At 64.9% G+C, this 17,238-nt stretch carries 17 protein-coding genes; 10 read left to right on the forward strand and 7 right to left on the reverse strand.

Going from position 1 to position 17,238, the window contains the following annotated elements:
• The first annotated feature begins 27 nt into the window (after positions 1-27).
• Positions 28-705: a glutathione S-transferase family protein gene (locus JQ633_RS12045; RefSeq protein ID WP_211985232.1), complete on the forward strand. Its 678-nt coding sequence runs from the start codon at positions 28-30 to the stop codon at positions 703-705.
• Between the two features lie 6 nt (positions 706-711).
• Entirely contained in the window at positions 712-1,041 is a 330-nt protein-coding gene (locus JQ633_RS12050; RefSeq protein WP_211985233.1) for a DMT family transporter, read from the forward strand.
• Positions 1,042-1,172: 131 nt separating this feature from the next.
• Here the strand turns inward: JQ633_RS12050 and JQ633_RS12055 are convergent, their stop codons facing one another.
• The gene (locus tag JQ633_RS12055) at positions 1,173-1,820 is read right to left on the reverse strand and encodes an alpha/beta hydrolase (RefSeq protein WP_211985234.1); all 648 of its coding nucleotides are present in this window, start codon (positions 1,818-1,820) and stop codon (positions 1,173-1,175) included.
• A gap of 332 nt (positions 1,821-2,152) precedes the next feature.
• Here JQ633_RS12055 and JQ633_RS12060 point away from each other — a divergent pair, with 332 nt between their 5' ends.
• From JQ633_RS12060 to JQ633_RS12095, 8 genes are all read left to right on the forward strand, one after another.
• Positions 2,153-3,310, forward strand: coding sequence for a cysteine desulfurase family protein (locus JQ633_RS12060; protein ID WP_211985235.1), 1,158 nt, complete (start codon positions 2,153-2,155; stop codon positions 3,308-3,310).
• Positions 3,311-3,406: 96 nt separating this feature from the next.
• Positions 3,407-4,903, forward strand: a complete 1,497-nt coding sequence (gene sufB, locus JQ633_RS12065) for a Fe-S cluster assembly protein SufB (RefSeq protein ID WP_211985236.1) — start codon at positions 3,407-3,409, stop codon at positions 4,901-4,903.
• A 56-nt stretch (positions 4,904-4,959) separates the two neighbouring features.
• Positions 4,960-5,712 carry a Fe-S cluster assembly ATPase SufC gene (gene sufC / locus JQ633_RS12070; RefSeq protein ID WP_211985237.1) on the forward strand — a complete coding sequence of 251 codons (753 nt, stop codon included), beginning with the start codon at positions 4,960-4,962 and terminating at the stop codon, positions 5,710-5,712.
• Between the two features lie 18 nt (positions 5,713-5,730).
• A complete protein-coding gene (sufD, locus tag JQ633_RS12075) occupies positions 5,731-7,053 on the forward strand; it encodes a Fe-S cluster assembly protein SufD (RefSeq protein ID WP_211985238.1) in 1,323 nt (440 codons plus the stop codon).
• Positions 7,050-8,297, forward strand: coding sequence for a cysteine desulfurase (locus JQ633_RS12080; protein WP_211985239.1), 1,248 nt, complete (start codon positions 7,050-7,052; stop codon positions 8,295-8,297). The genes sufD and JQ633_RS12080 overlap by 4 nt, the downstream gene beginning before the upstream one ends.
• Entirely contained in the window at positions 8,294-8,665 is a 372-nt protein-coding gene (locus JQ633_RS12085) for an SUF system Fe-S cluster assembly protein (protein WP_211985240.1), read from the forward strand. The genes JQ633_RS12080 and JQ633_RS12085 overlap by 4 nt, the downstream gene beginning before the upstream one ends.
• 67 nt (positions 8,666-8,732) lie before the next feature.
• Entirely contained in the window at positions 8,733-9,146 is a 414-nt protein-coding gene (locus tag JQ633_RS12090; RefSeq protein ID WP_211985241.1) for a HesB/IscA family protein, read from the forward strand.
• Between the two features lie 187 nt (positions 9,147-9,333).
• Positions 9,334-9,804, forward strand: a complete 471-nt coding sequence (locus tag JQ633_RS12095) for a TfoX/Sxy family protein (RefSeq protein ID WP_211985242.1) — start codon at positions 9,334-9,336, stop codon at positions 9,802-9,804.
• Between the two features lie 74 nt (positions 9,805-9,878).
• Here JQ633_RS12095 and JQ633_RS12100 read toward each other — a convergent pair whose 3' ends face one another.
• The 6 genes from JQ633_RS12100 to JQ633_RS12125 all read right to left on the reverse strand — a co-directional run bounded on the left by JQ633_RS12100 (position 9,879) and on the right by JQ633_RS12125 (position 17,151).
• Positions 9,879-10,946: a GGDEF domain-containing protein gene (locus JQ633_RS12100; protein ID WP_211985243.1), complete on the reverse strand. Its 1,068-nt coding sequence runs from the start codon at positions 10,944-10,946 to the stop codon at positions 9,879-9,881.
• A gap of 239 nt (positions 10,947-11,185) precedes the next feature.
• Positions 11,186-12,691: a DEAD/DEAH box helicase gene (locus JQ633_RS12105; protein WP_211985244.1), complete on the reverse strand. Its 1,506-nt coding sequence runs from the start codon at positions 12,689-12,691 to the stop codon at positions 11,186-11,188.
• A gap of 254 nt (positions 12,692-12,945) precedes the next feature.
• Entirely contained in the window at positions 12,946-13,563 is a 618-nt protein-coding gene (locus JQ633_RS12110) for a helix-turn-helix transcriptional regulator (RefSeq protein WP_349631554.1), read from the reverse strand.
• Positions 13,564-13,863: 300 nt separating this feature from the next.
• Complete coding sequence (locus JQ633_RS12115; protein ID WP_211985246.1) at positions 13,864-14,823, reverse strand: helix-turn-helix domain-containing protein; 960 nt, start codon at positions 14,821-14,823, stop codon at positions 13,864-13,866.
• Positions 14,824-14,980: 157 nt separating this feature from the next.
• Positions 14,981-15,982 carry an FG-GAP repeat domain-containing protein gene (locus tag JQ633_RS12120; protein WP_211985247.1) on the reverse strand — a complete coding sequence of 334 codons (1,002 nt, stop codon included), beginning with the start codon at positions 15,980-15,982 and terminating at the stop codon, positions 14,981-14,983.
• A complete protein-coding gene (locus JQ633_RS12125) occupies positions 15,976-17,151 on the reverse strand; it encodes a calcium-binding protein (RefSeq protein WP_211985248.1) in 1,176 nt (391 codons plus the stop codon). Before JQ633_RS12125 ends, JQ633_RS12120 begins: the two co-directional genes overlap by 7 nt.
• Positions 17,152-17,238: the final 87 nt, after the last annotated feature.

Genomic DNA, 17,238 nt, shown 5'->3' on the forward strand with positions numbered 1-17,238 from the left:
TCTGCATTGAACGCGAGGTCCCGTGCCATGGCCGTCCTGAAACTGATCAGCCACAAGCTCTGCCCCTATGTGCAACGCGCGGTGATCGCGCTGCGCGAGAAGGGCGTTCCGTTCGAGCGGATCGATATCGATCTCGCCAACAAGCCGGACTGGTTTTTGAAGATCTCGCCGCTCGGCAAGGTGCCGGTGCTGGTCGTGACTGGCGATGACGACCGCGAGGTCGCGCTGTTCGAGAGCAACGTGATCTGCGAGTACATCGAGGAGACGCAAGGCGGCGGCAGACTGCATCCGCAGGACGCGCTCGCTCGTGCCGAGCATCGTGCCTGGATGGAGTTCGGCTCGGCGATCCTCGGCGATCTCTGGGGGCTCGAGACCGCGAGCGATGCGGCGACGTTCGAGAGCAAGCGCAAGGCCGTCGTCGCGAAATTCGCGCGCGTCGAGGTGGCGCTGGGCGAAGGGCCGTTCTTCGCCGGCGAGCGCTTCAGCCTGGTCGATGCGGTGTTCGCGCCGGTGTTCCGCTATTTCGACCTGTTCGACCAACTGACTGATCTTGCGGTGTTCACGCATACGCCGAAGCTGCGTGCCTGGCGCAGCGCGCTGGCGCAGCGGCCGAGCGTGCGCAGCGCGGTGTCGCCGGATTATCCGGCGCTGCTGCACGCGTTCCTGGTCGGCCACCGCGCGCACATGCTGAAGCTCGCCGCGTAACCCACCATGTCGCATTCGCTTGCCTGGATCGCGCTCGTGGTCGCCGGCCTTCTCGACGTCGGCTGGGCGATCTCGATGAAATATGCCGAGGGCTATACGCGGCTCGGCTGGACCTTGGTCTCGCTGGTGCTGCTTGGCGCCTTCGTGTTCCTGCTCGGCCGCGCGCTGCAGGTGCTCGGCGTCGGCGTCGCCTACACGGTGTGGACCGGCATCGGCGCCGTCGGTACGCTGACGATGGGCGTGCTGTTGTTCAACGAGGCGCTGAACCCGATGAAGGTCGCCGGCATCGCGCTGGTGCTGGTGGGGATAGCCGCGCTGAAGTTTGCGCCGGAATAGACGGGGCTTCGTAGCCCGGATGAAGCGAAGCGAAATCCGGGGCCGCTATTGCCGCAGGTGAGAGCTGTCCCGGATTTCGCTGCGCTCCATCCGGGCTACAAGGCGTCCGCTACAAGGCTACGGCCGCGACCTTACCGCACGTTGGCGAGGCGCATGTCGAGATAGCCGGTCACCGTCTCCATCAACGGCTCGAGCTTGCCGTCGAAGAAATGGTTGGCGCCGGGGATGACCTGCTGATCGATCACGATGCCCTTCTGCGTCTTCAGCTTCTCGACCAGCGCATTGACGTCCTTGGCCGGCACCACAGCATCCTTGTCGCCATGCACGATCAGGCCCGACGACGGGCAGGGCGCGAGGAACGAGAAGTCGTAGAGATTGGCGGGCGGCGCGATCGAGATGAAGCCCTCGACCTCGGGGCGGCGCATCAAGAGCTGCATGCCGATCCAGGCGCCGAACGAGAAGCCGGCAACCCAGCAGGCGCGCGCCTCGGGATTGATCGCCTGCGCCCAGTCGAGCGCGCTCGCCGCGTCGGACAATTCGCCGGTGCCGTGATCAAAGGAGCCCTGGCTGCGGCCGACGCCGCGGAAGTTGAAGCGCAGCACCGAGAAGCCACGATGCGCGAACGCGTAGTAGCACTGGTAGACGATCTGGTGATTCATCGTGCCGTGAAACTGCGGATGCGGATGCAGGATCATCGCGATCGGCGCGTTCTTCTGCTTGGCCGGGTGATAGCGGCCTTCGAGGCGGCCAGCAGGGCCGGTGAAAATGACTTCAGGCATCGTGATCTCTTGCTTGATCCTTCGATTGGTCCAACCGTATCAACGGGATAGGGCTGACTTCATCGGCTGCTGGCAGACAAAGCGCCTCACTCGAAGGGGTGATCGGCGTCGTGGCGGTCGCGCGGACGACGCTTCCGTGAACTTTTGAGGCCCGCTTCTAACATGAGGCAAGGGGCAAAAAGCAAGCATCTTGAGCATCCGCGGCAGCCCGGTCTCGCGGTGGACATGCGATTGCACGCGACGGCGCGATCCCCACTTGCGATAAGACCCTCGGAGCGTGCCGCTTATTCGCGACGCGAATCGCCGGAGCTGATGTAGGTAATATTGTAGGCATGTTCGACCGCGTCTATCTCGACTGGAACGCCACCACGCCGCTTCGCCCCGAGGCGAAGGCGGCGATGGCCGCGGCGTGGGAGCTGAGCGGCAATCCGTCCTCCGTCCACAGCGAGGGCCGCAAGGCGCGGCGGCTCGTCGAGGATGCCCGCGGCGCGGTGGCGGCTGCGGTCGGCGCGCGCGCGCAGGATGTCGTGTTCGTGTCCGGCGGCACCGAAGCCAACGCGCTCGCGCTCACGCCGCAACTCCGTCGCGGCGCGACCGGGCCGGTTGCGCGGCTCGTGGTGTCGGCGATCGAGCACGCCTCGGTGCTCGCCGGTGGGCGGTTTCCGCAGGACGCGATCAGCACAATTAATGTCACGCGCGGCGGCGTGGTCGATCTGCAGCATCTGGGCGCGGTGCTGGCCGATGGCCCGCCGGCACTGGTGTCGGCGATGCTGGCGAACAACGAGACCGGCGCAATTCAGCCGGTGGCCGAGATTGCCGAGATCGTCCATGCGGCCGGCGGGCTGTTGCATGTCGACGCCATCCAGGCGCTCGGGAAAATTCCGTTCGATCTGGCCTCGACGCGGGCCGACGTCGTGACGCTGTCCGCGCACAAGATCGGCGGGCCGAAAGGCGCCGGCGCGCTGGTGCTGGCCGAGGGCGTCGAGGGATTCGAGGCGCTGTTGCGCGGCGGTGGCCAGGAGCTCGGGCGCCGGGCCGGGACGGAGAACGTCGTAGGGATCGCCGGTTTCGGGGCTGCCGTGAAGGCGGCGATAGCGGCGCTGAAGACGGACGCGGCGCGGGTGCGGGAGCTTCGGGACCACCTTGAGCACGGGCTCAGGCAGACGCCAGAGCTCGTCGTGTTCTCGGACGAGGTTAAGCGGTTGCCGAATACCGTTCTTTTCACGGCGCCCGGGATGAAGGCTGAAACCGCGGTGATCGCCTTCGATCTCGCCGGGGTGGCGGTGTCCTCGGGTTCCGCCTGCTCGTCGGGCAAGGTCCAGCCGTCTCATGTGTTGGAGGCAATGGGGTACCGTTCAGAGCTGACCCAGGGAGCGGTGCGGCTCAGTCTTGGCTGGTCTACCACCGCAACAGACGTGGATTTGACGCTGAAGGCTTGGCGAAAGCTCGCCGATACCCTAGTTAAGAGAGAGCGACGAAACACAGCTTGAACTGTTCTAAGCGGATGATTTCGTCTTCAAAGCATCGTAAGAGACTTTCGGAACTGTGATCCACCGCGGTCCTTGAAACCGCGAGCGGAGGATTGAATGCCTGCTGTACAAGAGACGGTCGAGCGCGTCCGGCGCATCGACGTCGACCAGTATCGATATGGGTTCGAGACGGTCATCGAGTCCGACAAGGCCCCGAAGGGGCTGTCGGAAGACACCGTCCGCTTCATCTCCGCCAAGAAGGACGAGCCGGCCTGGATGCTGGAGTGGCGCCTGGAGGCGTTCCGCCGCTGGCTGACCATGACCGAGCCGACCTGGGCGCGCGTCAACTATCCGAAGATCGACTATCAGGATCTCTATTACTACGCGGCGCCGAAGCCGAAGAAGACGCTGTCGTCGATCGACGAGATCGATCCGGTGATCCTCAAGACCTACGAGAAGCTCGGCATTCCCTTGCGCGAGGTCGCTATCCTCGAGGGCGTCGAGCCGCCGGCAGGCGGCGAGCAGACGCCGAGCCGCAAGATCGCGGTCGACGCCGTGTTCGATTCGGTTTCGGTGGCGACCACCTTCAAGGCAGAGCTGAAGAAGGCCGGCGTGATCTTCATGCCGATCTCGGAGGCGATCCGCGAGCATCCCGAACTGGTGCAGAAATATCTCGGCACCGTGGTGCCGACCTCGGACAACTACTTCGCGACGCTGAATTCGGCGGTGTTCTCCGACGGCTCGTTCGTCTACGTGCCGCCGGGCGTGCGTTGCCCGATGGAGCTGTCGACCTACTTCCGCATCAACGAGCGCAACACCGGCCAGTTCGAGCGCACGCTGATCATCGCCGACAAGGGCTCCTACGTCTCCTATCTGGAAGGCTGCACCGCGCCGCAGCGCGACGAGAACCAGCTGCACGCCGCGGTGGTCGAGCTGGTCGCGCTCGATGACGCCGAGATCAAGTATTCGACGGTGCAGAACTGGTACCCCGGCAACTCCGAGGGCAAGGGCGGCATCTACAATTTCGTCACCAAGCGTGGCGACTGCCGCGGCCGCAACTCGAAGATCTCGTGGACCCAGGTCGAGACCGGTTCGGCGATCACCTGGAAGTATCCGAGCTGCATCCTGCGCGGCGACAATTCGAGCGGCGAGTTCTACTCGATCGCGATCTCGAACGGTTTCCAACAGGTCGATAGCGGCACCAAGATGATCCATCTCGGCAAGAACACGTCGAGCCGGATCATCTCCAAGGGCATCGCCGCCGGCAAGTCGCAGAACACCTATCGCGGCCTCGTCAGCGCCCATCGCAAGGCGACCGGCGCGCGCAACTACACGGCCTGCGATTCGCTGCTGATCGGCGACAAGTGCGGTGCGCACACCGTGCCCTATGTCGAGGCCAAGAATTCCTCGGCGACGTTCGAGCACGAAGCGACGACGTCGAAGATCTCCGAGGACGTGCTGTTCTACTGCATCCAGCGCGGGCTCAGCCAGGAGGAAGCCGTCGGCCTCGTGGTCAACGGTTTCGTCAAGGACGTGCTGCAGCAACTGCCGATGGAGTTCGCGGTGGAAGCGCAGAAGCTGATCTCGATCAGCCTCGAAGGTTCGGTCGGTTAAATCCCATCCCGCAAGGTTGCGAATGCGCGCCGGGATGACGCTCAGGAAAAAATCTGATGTCTCTGCTTGAAGTGAAAGATCTGCAGGTTCGTGTCGAGGAGCGTGAGATCCTCCACGGGCTGTCGCTCACCGTGAACCCGGGCCAGGTGCATGCCATCATGGGGCCGAACGGCTCCGGCAAGTCGACGCTGTCGCACGTCATCGCCGGCAAGCCCGGCTATGAGGTGACCGGCGGACAGATCCTGTTCAAGGGCGAGGACCTGCTGGAGATGGAGCCGAACGAGCGCGCCGCGAGGGGCGTGTTCCTGGCGTTCCAGTATCCGGTCGAGATTCCCGGTGTCACCACCTGGAACTTCCTGCATGCGGCACTCAACGCGCAGCGCAAGGCGCGCGGTGAAGAGGAGATTTCATCGCCGGCGTTCCTGAAGAAGGTCCGCGAAGTGGCAAAATCGCTGAACATCCCGCAGGACATGCTGAAGCGCGGCGTCAATGTCGGCTTCTCCGGCGGCGAGAAGAAGCGCAACGAGATCCTGCAGATGGCGCTGTTCGAGCCGGCCGTCTGTATCCTCGACGAGATGGATTCCGGCCTCGACATCGACGCGCTGCGGATCGCCGCCGACGGCGTCAACGCGCTGCGCTCGCCGGAGCGCGCGATGGTCGTGATCACCCACTATCAGCGGCTGCTCAACTACATCGTGCCCGACGTCGTGCACGTGATGTCGAAGGGCCGCGTCGTGAAGAGCGGCGGCAAGGAACTGGCGCTGGAGCTGGAAGAGTCCGGCTACGCGCAGTTCGAGGACGCCGCCTGATCCTGGACAGGTTTTGAGATGAACGTAGTTGCAAAGACCGAGACCGGGCGCGCGCTGGGCGATGCTTTCGCCGTCGTGCGCGACCGTCTGCCGGGCAAGGGAAAGATCGCCGATCAGCGCCGCGCGGCGTTCGAAGCCTATGAACGCGCAGGCCTGCCGCATCGCCGGATCGAGGATTGGAAATATACCGACCTGCGCGTGCTGATGCGCGAGGTGCTGCCGCTCGCGCCGGCGCCGGATGTCGCTGCGCTGAGCCGCGCCGCGGCCGCCGTCAAGGCACATGGGATCGACGATGCCGTCCGGCTGGTGCTGGTCGATGGCGCGTTCGCGCCTGATCTTTCCGACCTCGGCAAGCTCGAGAAGGGCCTCAGCATCCGCGCGCTGCGCGAGGTGCTCGATGGCGGCGACGGCGCGCTCTCCGAGCAGGCCTTCACGTCGGACACAACCAATCCGATGATCGCGCTGAACAGCGCGATGGCGACCGACGGCGTCGTGATCGAGGTCGCTAACGGAACGGTGCTGGGCAAGCCGCTGCACGTCGTCCACGTCGCGTCCGGCGCGGCACCGGTTGCGATGTTCACGCGCTCGCTGCTGCGGCTCGGCCGCGATACCGGCGCCACGCTGGTGGAGAGCTACCTCGCCGCCGAGGGCGCCAAGGCCTACCAGGCGCATGACGGGCTGGTCGTCGCGATCGGCGACAATGCGCGGCTCGACCACGTCCGCTTCGTCGAAGACACCGTGGACGCCTTCAATATTTCCTCGGCGACCGTGACGCTCGGCGCACACGCGCATTTCAACACGTTCGGAATGACCACCGGCGGCCATGTCAGCCGCTATGAGCTGACGGTGGCGTGCGCCGGCGAGCATTCCAAGGTCGAGACCAACGGCGTCAACCTGATCAACGGCAAGCAGCACGCCGACACCACGCTGTTCATGGACCACGCGGTGCCGAACTGCGCCAGCCGCGAGATCTTCCGCGCCGTGGTCGACGACCGCGCCCATTCGGTGTTCCAGGGCCGCATCATCGTCCGTCCGGACGCGCAGAAGACCGACGCCAAGATGATGACCCGCGCGCTGCTGCTGTCCGACGATGCCGAGGCCGACAACAAGCCGGAGCTCGAGATCTTTGCCGACGACGTCACCTGCGGCCATGGCGCGACCACCGGCGCGCTCGACGAGAGCCTGCTGTTCTACATGCGCGCCCGCGGTCTGCCCGAGAAGGAAGCGCAGGCGCTCTTGATCCAGGCCTTCGTCGGCGAGGCGATCGAAACCATTGCAAGTGATGCGCTGCGCGAGGTCGCGATTGCGACGGCGCGGCGCTGGCTGGAGGCGAGGGCATGAGCACGCATCCGGCAGTCTCCAACGGAGCCTACGACGTCGCCCGCGTGCGGCAGGATTTTCCGGCGCTGGCCATGCAGGTCTATGGCAAACCGCTGGTGTATCTCGACAACGCCGCCTCGGCGCAGAAGCCGAATGCGGTGCTCGGCCGCATGACGGACGCCTACAAGAGCGAATACGCCAACGTGCATCGCGGCCTGCATTACCTCGCCAATGCGGCGACGGAGGCTTATGAGGGCGCCCGCGGCAAGGTGGCGCAATTCATCAATGCGCGCCGCAGCGAGGAGATCATCTTCACGCGCAACGTCACCGAGGCGATCAACCTCGTGGCGTCGTCGTTCGGCGGCCCGAACATCAAGGAGGGCGACGAGATCGTCCTCTCGATCATGGAGCACCACTCCAACATCGTGCCGTGGCACTTCCTGAGGGAACGGCAGGGCGCGGTGCTGAAATGGGCGCCGGTCGACGACGAGGGCAACTTCCTGATCGAGGAGTTCGAGAAGCTCCTGACGCCGCGCACGCGGATCGTTGCGATCACCCAGATGTCGAATGCGCTCGGCACCATGGTGCCGGTCAAGGAAGTGATCCGGCTCGCCCATGCCCGCGGCATTCCGGTGCTGGTCGACGGCGCGCAGGGCGCGGTGCATCTGCCGGTCGACGTGCAGGACCTCGACTGCGATTTCTACGCCTTCACCGGCCACAAGGTGTACGGGCCGACCGGCATCGGCGCGCTCTATGCCAAGCACGAGCACCTGGTCGCGATGCGCCCGTTCAATGGCGGCGGCGAGATGATCCGCGAGGTCGCGCAGGACTGGGTCACCTATGGCGACCCGCCGCACAAATTCGAGGCCGGCACGCCGCCGATCGTCGAGGCGATCGGGCTCGGCGCCGCGATCGACTACGTCAATTCGATCGGCAAGGAGCGCATCGCCGCGCACGAGCACGATCTCGTCACCTATGCCCAGGAACGGCTGCGCGAGATCAACTCGCTGCGGCTGATCGGCACCGCCCGCAACAAGGGCCCGATCATCTCGTTCGAGATGAAGGGCGCCCATGCCCATGACGTCGCGACCGTGATCGACCGTCAGGGCATCGCGGTGCGCGCCGGCACCCATTGCGTGATGCCGCTTTTAGAGCGGTTCAACGTCACGGCCACCTGCCGTGCCTCGTTCGGGATGTATAATACCAGGGAAGAAGTCGACCATCTGGCGCAGGCGCTGCTCAAGGCGCGGGATTTGTTCGCATGACCGATACTGTCGAAGCCAAACCGGCCTCCATGGAGACCACCTCGGCGCTGCCCGCGGAGGAGACCGAGCGTCTGAGCGGCGAGATTGTCGCGGCGCTGAAGACCGTGTTCGACCCGGAAATTCCGGCCGACATCTATGAGCTCGGCCTGATCTACAAGGTCGACCTCAAGGACGATCGCGCCGTCGATATCCTGATGACGCTGACCACGCCGAACTGCCCGGCCGCCGGCGAATTGCCGACGATGGTCGAGAACGCGGTGGCGAGCGTGCCCGGCGTCGGCGTCGTCAACGTCAACCTGGTGTGGGATCCGGCTTGGTCGCCGGATCGCATGTCGGACGAGGCGCGCCTCGTCCTGAATATGTGGTGATGCGTTAGGGAACACGGCTTAGGCTCTAGCAAAGATCGGCAATTGATTTGCCGCCGGGACTGACCACATGAGTGACATGACACACGCTGCACCCGATCCAGCTAAGGCTGCTTCCGCCAAGCCGAAGCGGCCGCGCCCGCAGGTCATGAAACTGACCGATGCCGCCGCGGGCCGCATCACGGAACTGACCCAGCGCGCCGATTCGGAGATCGTCGGCCTGCGCGTCGGCATCAAGAACGGCGGCTGCGCCGGACAGTCCTACACGGTCGAATACGCCCACGAGATCCGCCCGACCGACGAAGTGGTCGAGGACAAGGGCGTGAAGATCCTGGTCGACCCCAAGGCCGTGCTGTTCCTGCTCGGCACCGAGATGGACTACAAGGCCGACAAGATGCAGGCCCAGTTCGTGTTCAACAACCCGAACCAGGTCTCCGCCTGCGGCTGCGGCGAGTCGGTGCAGCTCAAGCCGGCCACGGTTTAGACGTCCACCGCAAACGACCTCCGAGGGGCGAGCATCCGTTGCTCTCCCCGTCATTGCGAGCGAAGCGAAGCAATCCATCCATCCGCATATGCGGGCCCATGGATTGCTTCGCTTCGCTCGCAATGACGCGGAAAAAGCCGGGCATCAATCAAGCCCCGCGATGAACGATGCAGGGTGGGGGATGTCGATGGACCGCGAATTCCTGACCGACCTGTTCGCCGATTTCGGCCCGGTGACGCTGCGCCGGATGTTTTCCGGCTACGGCATCTCCGCCGACGGCACCAATTTCGCGCTGGCCCTGCGGGCCGGGCTGTATTTCCGTGCCGACGATCAGACCATTCCGCAGTTCGAGGCGGAGGGCTCCAAGCCGTTCCAGTACCAGACGCGATCGAAGACGGTGATGGTCAACTCGTACTGGCAGTTGCCGGCGCGCTTGTTCGACGATTCTGAGGAGCTTGCGGTCTGGGCGCGTTCGGCACTCGCCGCCGCCCAGCGCGCCGCACTGCGCAAGCGGCCACGGAAAGCGGCCGGGGCGCGCAAGGTGGAGGGGCCTGCGAAGAAGCCTGCGGGCGCGAAGGCCACCACGAAGAAGCCTGCGGCGAAGAAGAACCGTAGGGTGGGCAAAGCGAAGCGTGCCCACCCGACTCGACGGCGCTAGAATGGTGGGCACGGCGCTTTCCGCCTTTGCCCACCCTAAGATGCTCGCAATGACGGCGGAGAGACGGGACTAGATCACGCGACGCGTGTCTGCGCCTCGGCGCTGTATTCCGGATCGGCCTCGCAGATCACGCGGTTGCGGCCGGCGCGCTTGGCGGCGTAGAGGCAGGCGTCGGCGCGCTCGATCAGGGAATCGGTGTCGTCGGTCGGCTTCAGCATGGAGACGCCGACCGAGATCGTGACGCGGCCGAGGATCTCGCCGGTCGACTTCTTCTTCAATTCCTTGGCCATCACCGCGCGGCGGATGTGGTCGGCGACCGTCAGCGCCTGGCGCAGCGCGGTGTTGGGCAGCACCACCGCGAACTCCTCGCCGCCGTAGCGTGCGGTGATGTCCTGGCCCTTGATGTTCTGCTTCAGCGACTGCGCCACCAGCCGCAGCACCTGGTCGCCCGTGAGATGGCCGTAGGAGTCGTTGAACGACTTGAAGTGATCGATGTCGAACATCAAGAGCGACAGCGGCTCGCCGCTCAACAGCGCGCTGTGCACGGTCAGGTCGATCGAGCGGTCGAAATATTTGCGGTTGCCGAGGCCGGTGAGCGGATCAGTCAGGCTCTCGGCGCGGATCGCTTCCAGGCTGTGCTGCAACTCGCTGATCTCTGACTTCGACAGTGCGAGCCGGTCCTCCAGCGCCTGGTTGGTCTCGCGCATGTCGCGCGTCGATCGGGCCAGGCTTTCGACGATCGTCTTGATCTGATCGCGGGTCGTGGCGGTCGCGAGCTTGTCGCTGGCGCCGGCAAGGCTCGCGTCGTAGGTCGCGGACACGCCGAGTGCATCGGTGATCAGCCGCATGACGGCATCGATCTCGCCGATCACGCGGGCGCCGACCTTGTCGATGCGGTCGGACGTCTTGATGTGTGAGAGGTAGGTTTCGTAGATCTGCTCGAGATCGGATTCGCTCAGCTTGCCGCTGCGCGCCAGCGTCTCGTTGATGATCTTGTTGAGCGCGGCGTTGTAGCCGGTCGCGTAGACGTACCAGATTTCGTAGTTGCGGGGGATGGCGGTCTGGCGAAGCGAACGAATCTGGCCAAGTGCGACTTCGGCAAAGGCCAATGTACGTTCGTGTTCGTCCAGCAGTTTGACCACTGTTACGTCCCCAATGCGCGCGGTTGCTGGTTATCGTCCAGCTGCAATAACTAAACTATCGGCGCGAAGGTACGGGACGAGGATGAAGGCAAGGTAAACAGTGGAACTACGGGGACGCTGGCCGTGATCACAGTTTGCGACGCGCGATGATACCAATCGGGCGCCGCTTTCACTGGATCGCTTTCGACGGTTCGCCTGGCAAATTGTTGCCCCGCGAAATCCGTCGGTAATTCCTGATGTTACGCGCGTGCGCGCACGGGCCGTAGCAGGAAGGCGGGCAGGTGCGAATGGTCGGCTGGCTCGTGGTCGACTTCGCGCTGCGGCCGCCGCGGCTCGGCCCGGCCGATCGACGGCACGTGCGAGGTGGCTGGCTGCGGCGTTGTGTTGCGGCCATGGCGCGGTTCACGCTCCTTGCGGGGCTCGCGGTCCTGACGCGGTTCGCGCTCCTGACGCGGCTCCTGTTCCTGGCGTGCTTCGCGCTCTTGCCGGGGCTCGCGGTCCTGGCGCGGCTCGCGTTCGCGGCGCGGCCTGCGGCCACCGCTTCTGCCCTCGCGCGAGCCATCGCGGCTGCGCGACCGGCGCGGAGCCTCGGACTCGTCGGACGCATCGCCGTGCACGGTGTAATCGCCCTCGGCGCGCGGAATCTGCTGGCCGATCAGTTTTTCGATCGCAGCCATCGACTTGTTGTCGAGCGGCGTGACGATCGAGATGGCGGTGCCGGTGCGACCGGCGCGCCCGGTGCGGCCGATACGGTGCACGTAGTCATCGGGATGATGCGGCACATCGAAATTGAAGACGTGGCTGACGGCGGGGATATCGAGGCCGCGGGCGGCGACGTCGGAGGCGACCAGCAGCGGCAGCTCGCCCTTGCGGAATTGATCCAGCGCGGCCATGCGCGCGCTCTGGTCCATGTCGCCATGGAGGGCTCCGACGCTGAAGCCGTGCTTCTGCAGCGATTTGTGAAGGATCGCGACTTCGCGTTTGCGATTGCAGAAGATAATCGCGTTGTTGAGATCCTTGGCGTCGCGCAGCAGGCGGCGCAGGATCTCGCGCTTCTCGTGGGGTTCGCGGCCGGCGGGCACCTGGGCCTGGGTCACGGTCACCGCCGTGGTCGCTGGCTTGGAGACTTCGACCTTGGCCGGGTTGTGCAGGAATTGCTCGGTGATGCGGCTGATTTCCGGCGGCATCGTCGCGGTGAAGAACAGGGTCTGCCGCGTGAAGGGGACCAGCTTGCAGACGCGCTCGATGTCGGGGATGAAGCCCATGTCGAGCATGCGGTCGGCTTCGTCGATCACCAGGAGCTCGACGCCGGTGAGCAGCAGTCCGCCGCGTTCGGTGTGGTCGAGCAGGCGGCCGGGCGTTGCGATCAGGACGTCGACGCCGCGCGTCAGCTTGGAGTCCTGGTCGCCGAACGAGACGCCGCCGATCAGGAGCGCGACGTTGAGCTTCTGGCCGGCGCCGTATTTGTCGAAGTTTTCCTTCACCTGGGCGGCGAGCTCGCGGGTCGGCTCGAGGATCAGGGTGCGCGGCATCCGTGCCCGGGCGCGGCCCTTCTCGAGGATCGTGAGCATCGGCAGCACGAAGGCGGCGGTCTTGCCGGTACCGGTCTGGGCGATGCCGAGGACGTCGCGGCGGGCCAGAACGTGCGGGATCGCCTGTTCCTGAATGGGGGTGGGGGTGGTGTAACCTGCGCCCGCAACTGCGGTGAGAACCTTGTCGGACAGGCCGAGATTGGAAAAGGACATTGAGCCTCTGGTCGATACCGCCGTTCGGGATCGAAAGTAAAAGGCTGTCGCGTTCGGCCCCGAAACGGCTCGCTTCTCAAAAAAGCTCGGGGGCTGCTAAAGGACGCTGACGGGCGGCAAGCCTGACGAATCGTGGTTCGATCCGAGTGCCGCGTTCAGCCGGAACATAGGCGGGAAACCGGCAAAGTCAATCTTTGAGCCGGCCAAATGGCCGAAAAAGCTTAATATTTTCGCCCAAATATGCGTCTTTTCCGTCATTTTACGGTCAAATGACTCGTTCCGGGCGGCGTCCCGGCGACGGCAACCGCGCTGTTTTGCAGCCTGATTTCAGCGGCGATCGAGTCCTGGAGCCCAGCAGCCCGGTACTCGCCCGGTGTCACGCCCTCGGATGCGCTGAAGATCCGGTAGAACGTCGCGAGGCTTCCGAAGCCGCAGGCGAGGGCGATGTCGGCGATCGGCCGCTGCGGCTTCTCGCGCAGCAGCCGGCGGCTTTCGTGCAGGCGCTGCGTGGTGACCGTCTGCGAGAAGCTCGTACCGGTCGTTTCGAACAGGACGTGCAGGTATCGCACCGAGACGCCGAGCAGGTCGGCGACCATGGCCGGCGACAGCGACGGCTTCGACAGATGGCGCGCGATCAGCCGCTGCGCGAGGCTCAGCCGGGCGACGCGAAGCGCCTGCTGCGCGCGCCGGCTGCCCGGCTTGAGCACGCCGCGCTCGATCAGCGCGAAGTCCGACACGGCCCGGAGCAGGGCGGCAATTCTGTCGGCGTCGTCGGCTTCCATCGCCTCCTTGAGGTCGGCCGCGCAGGCCTCCCGCAGCGGCGCCGCGGACGCCGGCGTTTGATCCTGTCCGGTGCGCGGATCGAATCGCACCGGGGCCGCCGGTGAACCAGGCGTGGTGGACGGCACCGCGGGATCCGGGTCGCGCTCAGCACGCATTGCGCACCAAGTCGTTGCCGGTATCGGCGCATGGTGCACCGGGCGACGCGCCGCAGCCCGTCAGTTGCCTGTCGCCGGTTCGTCCACCGAATCTTGCCATGAGCCCGCCCCGCGCGTCGCTGCCGCCGGCGCAGTCTTGGCGCAGCGGTCGCAGGGCGTCTTCTCATTGCGCGCACGCCGATGAATTCGGCGAAGGGGATCACGGGCCGGCTCGCCGGCCGGGCCGTGAGGGTTTCAAGCCGGCCGGGCCCGATAATCGCCCGGCGTCATCTGCTCGGCCGCATTGAACAGCCGGTAGAACGTCGCGAGGCTGTCGAAGCCGCAGGCAAAGGCGATCTGGGTGATCGTCCAGTCCGGCCGCTCGCGGAGCAGGCGGCGGCTTCGCTCGAGGCGGAGCGCGGTGACGGTCGCGGAGAAGCTGATCTCTCCCGCCTCGAACAGGATGTGCAGGTGACGAACCGAGATGCCGAGCAGGTCGGCAATCAGGGACGGCGACAGCGCCGACTTCAGGAGATGCTTGTCGATCAGGCGGCGGGCCAGCGACAGGCGGCCGGTGCGTAGTGCCTGCTGCGCGAGCCGGCCGCCGGGACGAAGCACGCCGCGCTCGATGAGCGCGATGTGGGCCAGCGCCGTGATCAGCGGCGCGGCGTCCGTCGCCGTAGACGTGTCATCGCCCTCGAGCAGGTCGCGGAAGCAGGATTCCAGTAGCGGCCGAAGCGCGGTCTCGTCCTGCACCGGCCTCGGCACGAGCTCATCGAGCCTGCCGCGGCGCGGTTCGGGGATATCAGCCGCCGGGATCTTGAGGATGCGCAGGTGGAAGCCGTCGTCCTGGAGCGGCACGGTCCGGTACGGCAGGTCCGCATAGCTGGTGGCGAACATGCCGTTGCGAACCGCAAAGTCGCCCTGTCTGATACCGCTGAACCAGCCGCCTCCGCCAAGCTGCTGATAGATGCAGAGACTGTCGCTCCGCGCGTCGGCGATGTCGCGGTTGCGGCGCTCGACGCGATAGGGCGATGCGTGCATCTCGATCAGGCCGGCCTGACCAAGCTTGCGCAGCGAGAATTTGCCGAAGAAATCCCGCCGCCGCTCGGGCTCGAGTTCCGCGGTGACGCCGAACAGGCCCTTGGCGCGCACCTCGCGCCAATAGTCAAAGCGATCGCGCGGATCGATTTGTTCGGTGGACCAAGTGTACACGGGGGACCTTGCGCGGACTTCCAAGCCCTCAAACTATCACGCGGATGCGCGAAGGAAAGGGGCGGAGCCATCAACTTTTGGCTGCGCGCGAAGGGCCGATTGGTTTCTTGCTGAGGATCGCGGGCGGCCGCCGCATCGCGCGGCCGCCCGCCGTTGCTTACACGATGTGCCAGCTCGCATCGACACCGGCGGCGACGATGTGTGCGGCATGGATGTCGCCTCCGTTCCAGACCGACACCGAGCCGTTGTCGTTGTGCCAGAGGATATCGCCGCTGCCGTTGCCGTCGTAATCGCCGACGCCCGCGATATGCCAACTGTCGGGGACTACACCGGCAGAGACTGCGATATGGGCACCATTCCGCTGACCGCTATTCCAGATCGATATGGCGCCATTGTCGTTGTGCCAAAGGATGTCGTCAGCGCCGTATGCTCTGAAATCGCCCGTTCCGGCGAAGTGCCAGTCAGGGGTGATGGTCCCGGCATCGGCAATGATGTGAGCATTGCCGAGCTTGCCGTTGTCCCAGATCGACACCTTGCCATTATCGTTGACCCAGAGAATGTCGCTGTGGTTGTTGGCGTCGAAATCGCCGGTGCCGGCAAAATGCCATCCGGTGTTTGCAAGGGTGCCGGCAGGGGCGATGATGTGGGCGTTGGCGACCTGGCCGTTGTCCCAGATCGATACCGCGCCGTTGTCGTTGACCCAGAGAATGTCGTCCCTGTTGTTGCCGTCGAAGTCGCCGGTGCCGGCAATATGCCAGCCATCCGCGGCGACCCCTGCTGAGCCCGTGGTATGCGCGGTATTGGCCTTGCCGTTATCCCAGATCGACACCGAGCCGTCGTCGTTGTGCCAGAGGATGTCGTGCTGGCCGTTGCCGTCGAAATCGCCGGTCCCTGCAATGTGCCAGGTGTTGGCGATCGAGCCCGTGGCAAGAAGGTGACCACTGCCGATCTGGCCGCTATCCCAGGCCGACACGGAGCCGCTGTCGCTGTACCAGAGCACATCGCTGTGATCGTCGCCGTTGAAGTCCCGCGTCGCGTCCGACCAGATGAAATCGTCGGCCGCCAGTGCGGACTTCTGGACATTCTGCAGCGTCAGGGAATTGCCGGTGCCCAGGTTTATCGCCGTATCGGCGCCAATCTGCGTCGCGTGCGTCAGCACGTCCGAAAAATTGTGCAGTGGGTTTTGCCGGCGAACAGACCGCCGGCCCTGAAGGCCTGGAGATCGATCCTGTCGTGCACGCCTGCGCCGGCGGAGAAGTCGGTAATCAGGTGATTGCCGGTCCAGTTGATGGCGAATAGATCGTCGCCATCTCCGCCGATCATCGCGGTGTTGTCTCCCCGCGCGACGAGCGTATCGTCACCCTGGTCGCCGACAAGCTGGTTGTTGCTATCGATCGAGATCATCAAGTCGTTGCCGCCTTCGCCGTAGAGCACCTTTCCGGTCACGCCATTTGTCCGGATCGTATTGTCCAGATCGTTGCCGGCGCCGGCACCACCGGACCCGGGACTCCTGATCGGGCCACCCAGCCCGGTCATCACGAGATTTTCGACATCGCCGGGCATGAAAAAGACCGGCTGTGACGTGTAGATGGTGTCGAGGCCCTCGTTCGGGTCCTCGTGCACGGCATCGCCAGCGTCAACGTTGTAGGTGTCGTTGCCGGTACCACCGAAAAAGGTGTCGCTGCCGCCGCCGCTATAGAAGGTGTCGTTTCCGCCGAAGCCAAGAAAGTGATCGCCGCCGTCGCTGGCACGCATGACGTTGTCGAGTTGATTGCCGAAACCGGTATGCTGCGACCCACCTGTGAAGGTCAGACCCTCGACATTTGCGCCGAGTTGGTAGGAGGCGAGACCTGTCGTGATCGTATCGATGCCCTCGTGCGCAAGCTCGTTCACTGTGTCGAGCGTGGAATCGACGTAGTAGTCGTCGTTACCGAGCCCGCCGGTCATATTGTCCGCGCCGCCATAGCCATTGAGTGTGTCGTCGAGTACATAGCCGGTCAGATCGTCCGACCCTGCGAACACGATGGACATCCTGTCCGCCGGCGCCGTCGTCAGGAACTGGTGGGCATCGACCGAGGTGTTTGTGATCTCTTCGTAGATGGTGCCGCTAAAGCCGCGGTGGTCGAGCGATGTGATCGTACCGCTCTGCACGGTATTGCCGACGACGGAGAACGAGCCGTGCGCGACGGTGAAGCTGCCGTCGGTGTTGGTGATCGTAATCGACGTGCTGCTCGCGCTGTAGCTCGACGTCATCAAGTCCGCCCAAGGCAAGGGCCAGAGGAAGGGTCCGGGGTCGGGCATGACTTCGAAGTGATGATAGGTGGCCATGGGATGCTCCGTCGGTTAGGGCCCGCCCGATCCGCGGAGCCGTCCCCGGGTATCGATGCGCGTTCGACGTTTGGTCTCTGGTCCGCC

The sequence above is a fragment of the Bradyrhizobium tropiciagri genome (assembly GCF_018130505.1).
Lineage (GTDB): Bacteria > Pseudomonadota > Alphaproteobacteria > Rhizobiales > Xanthobacteraceae > Bradyrhizobium > Bradyrhizobium tropiciagri_B.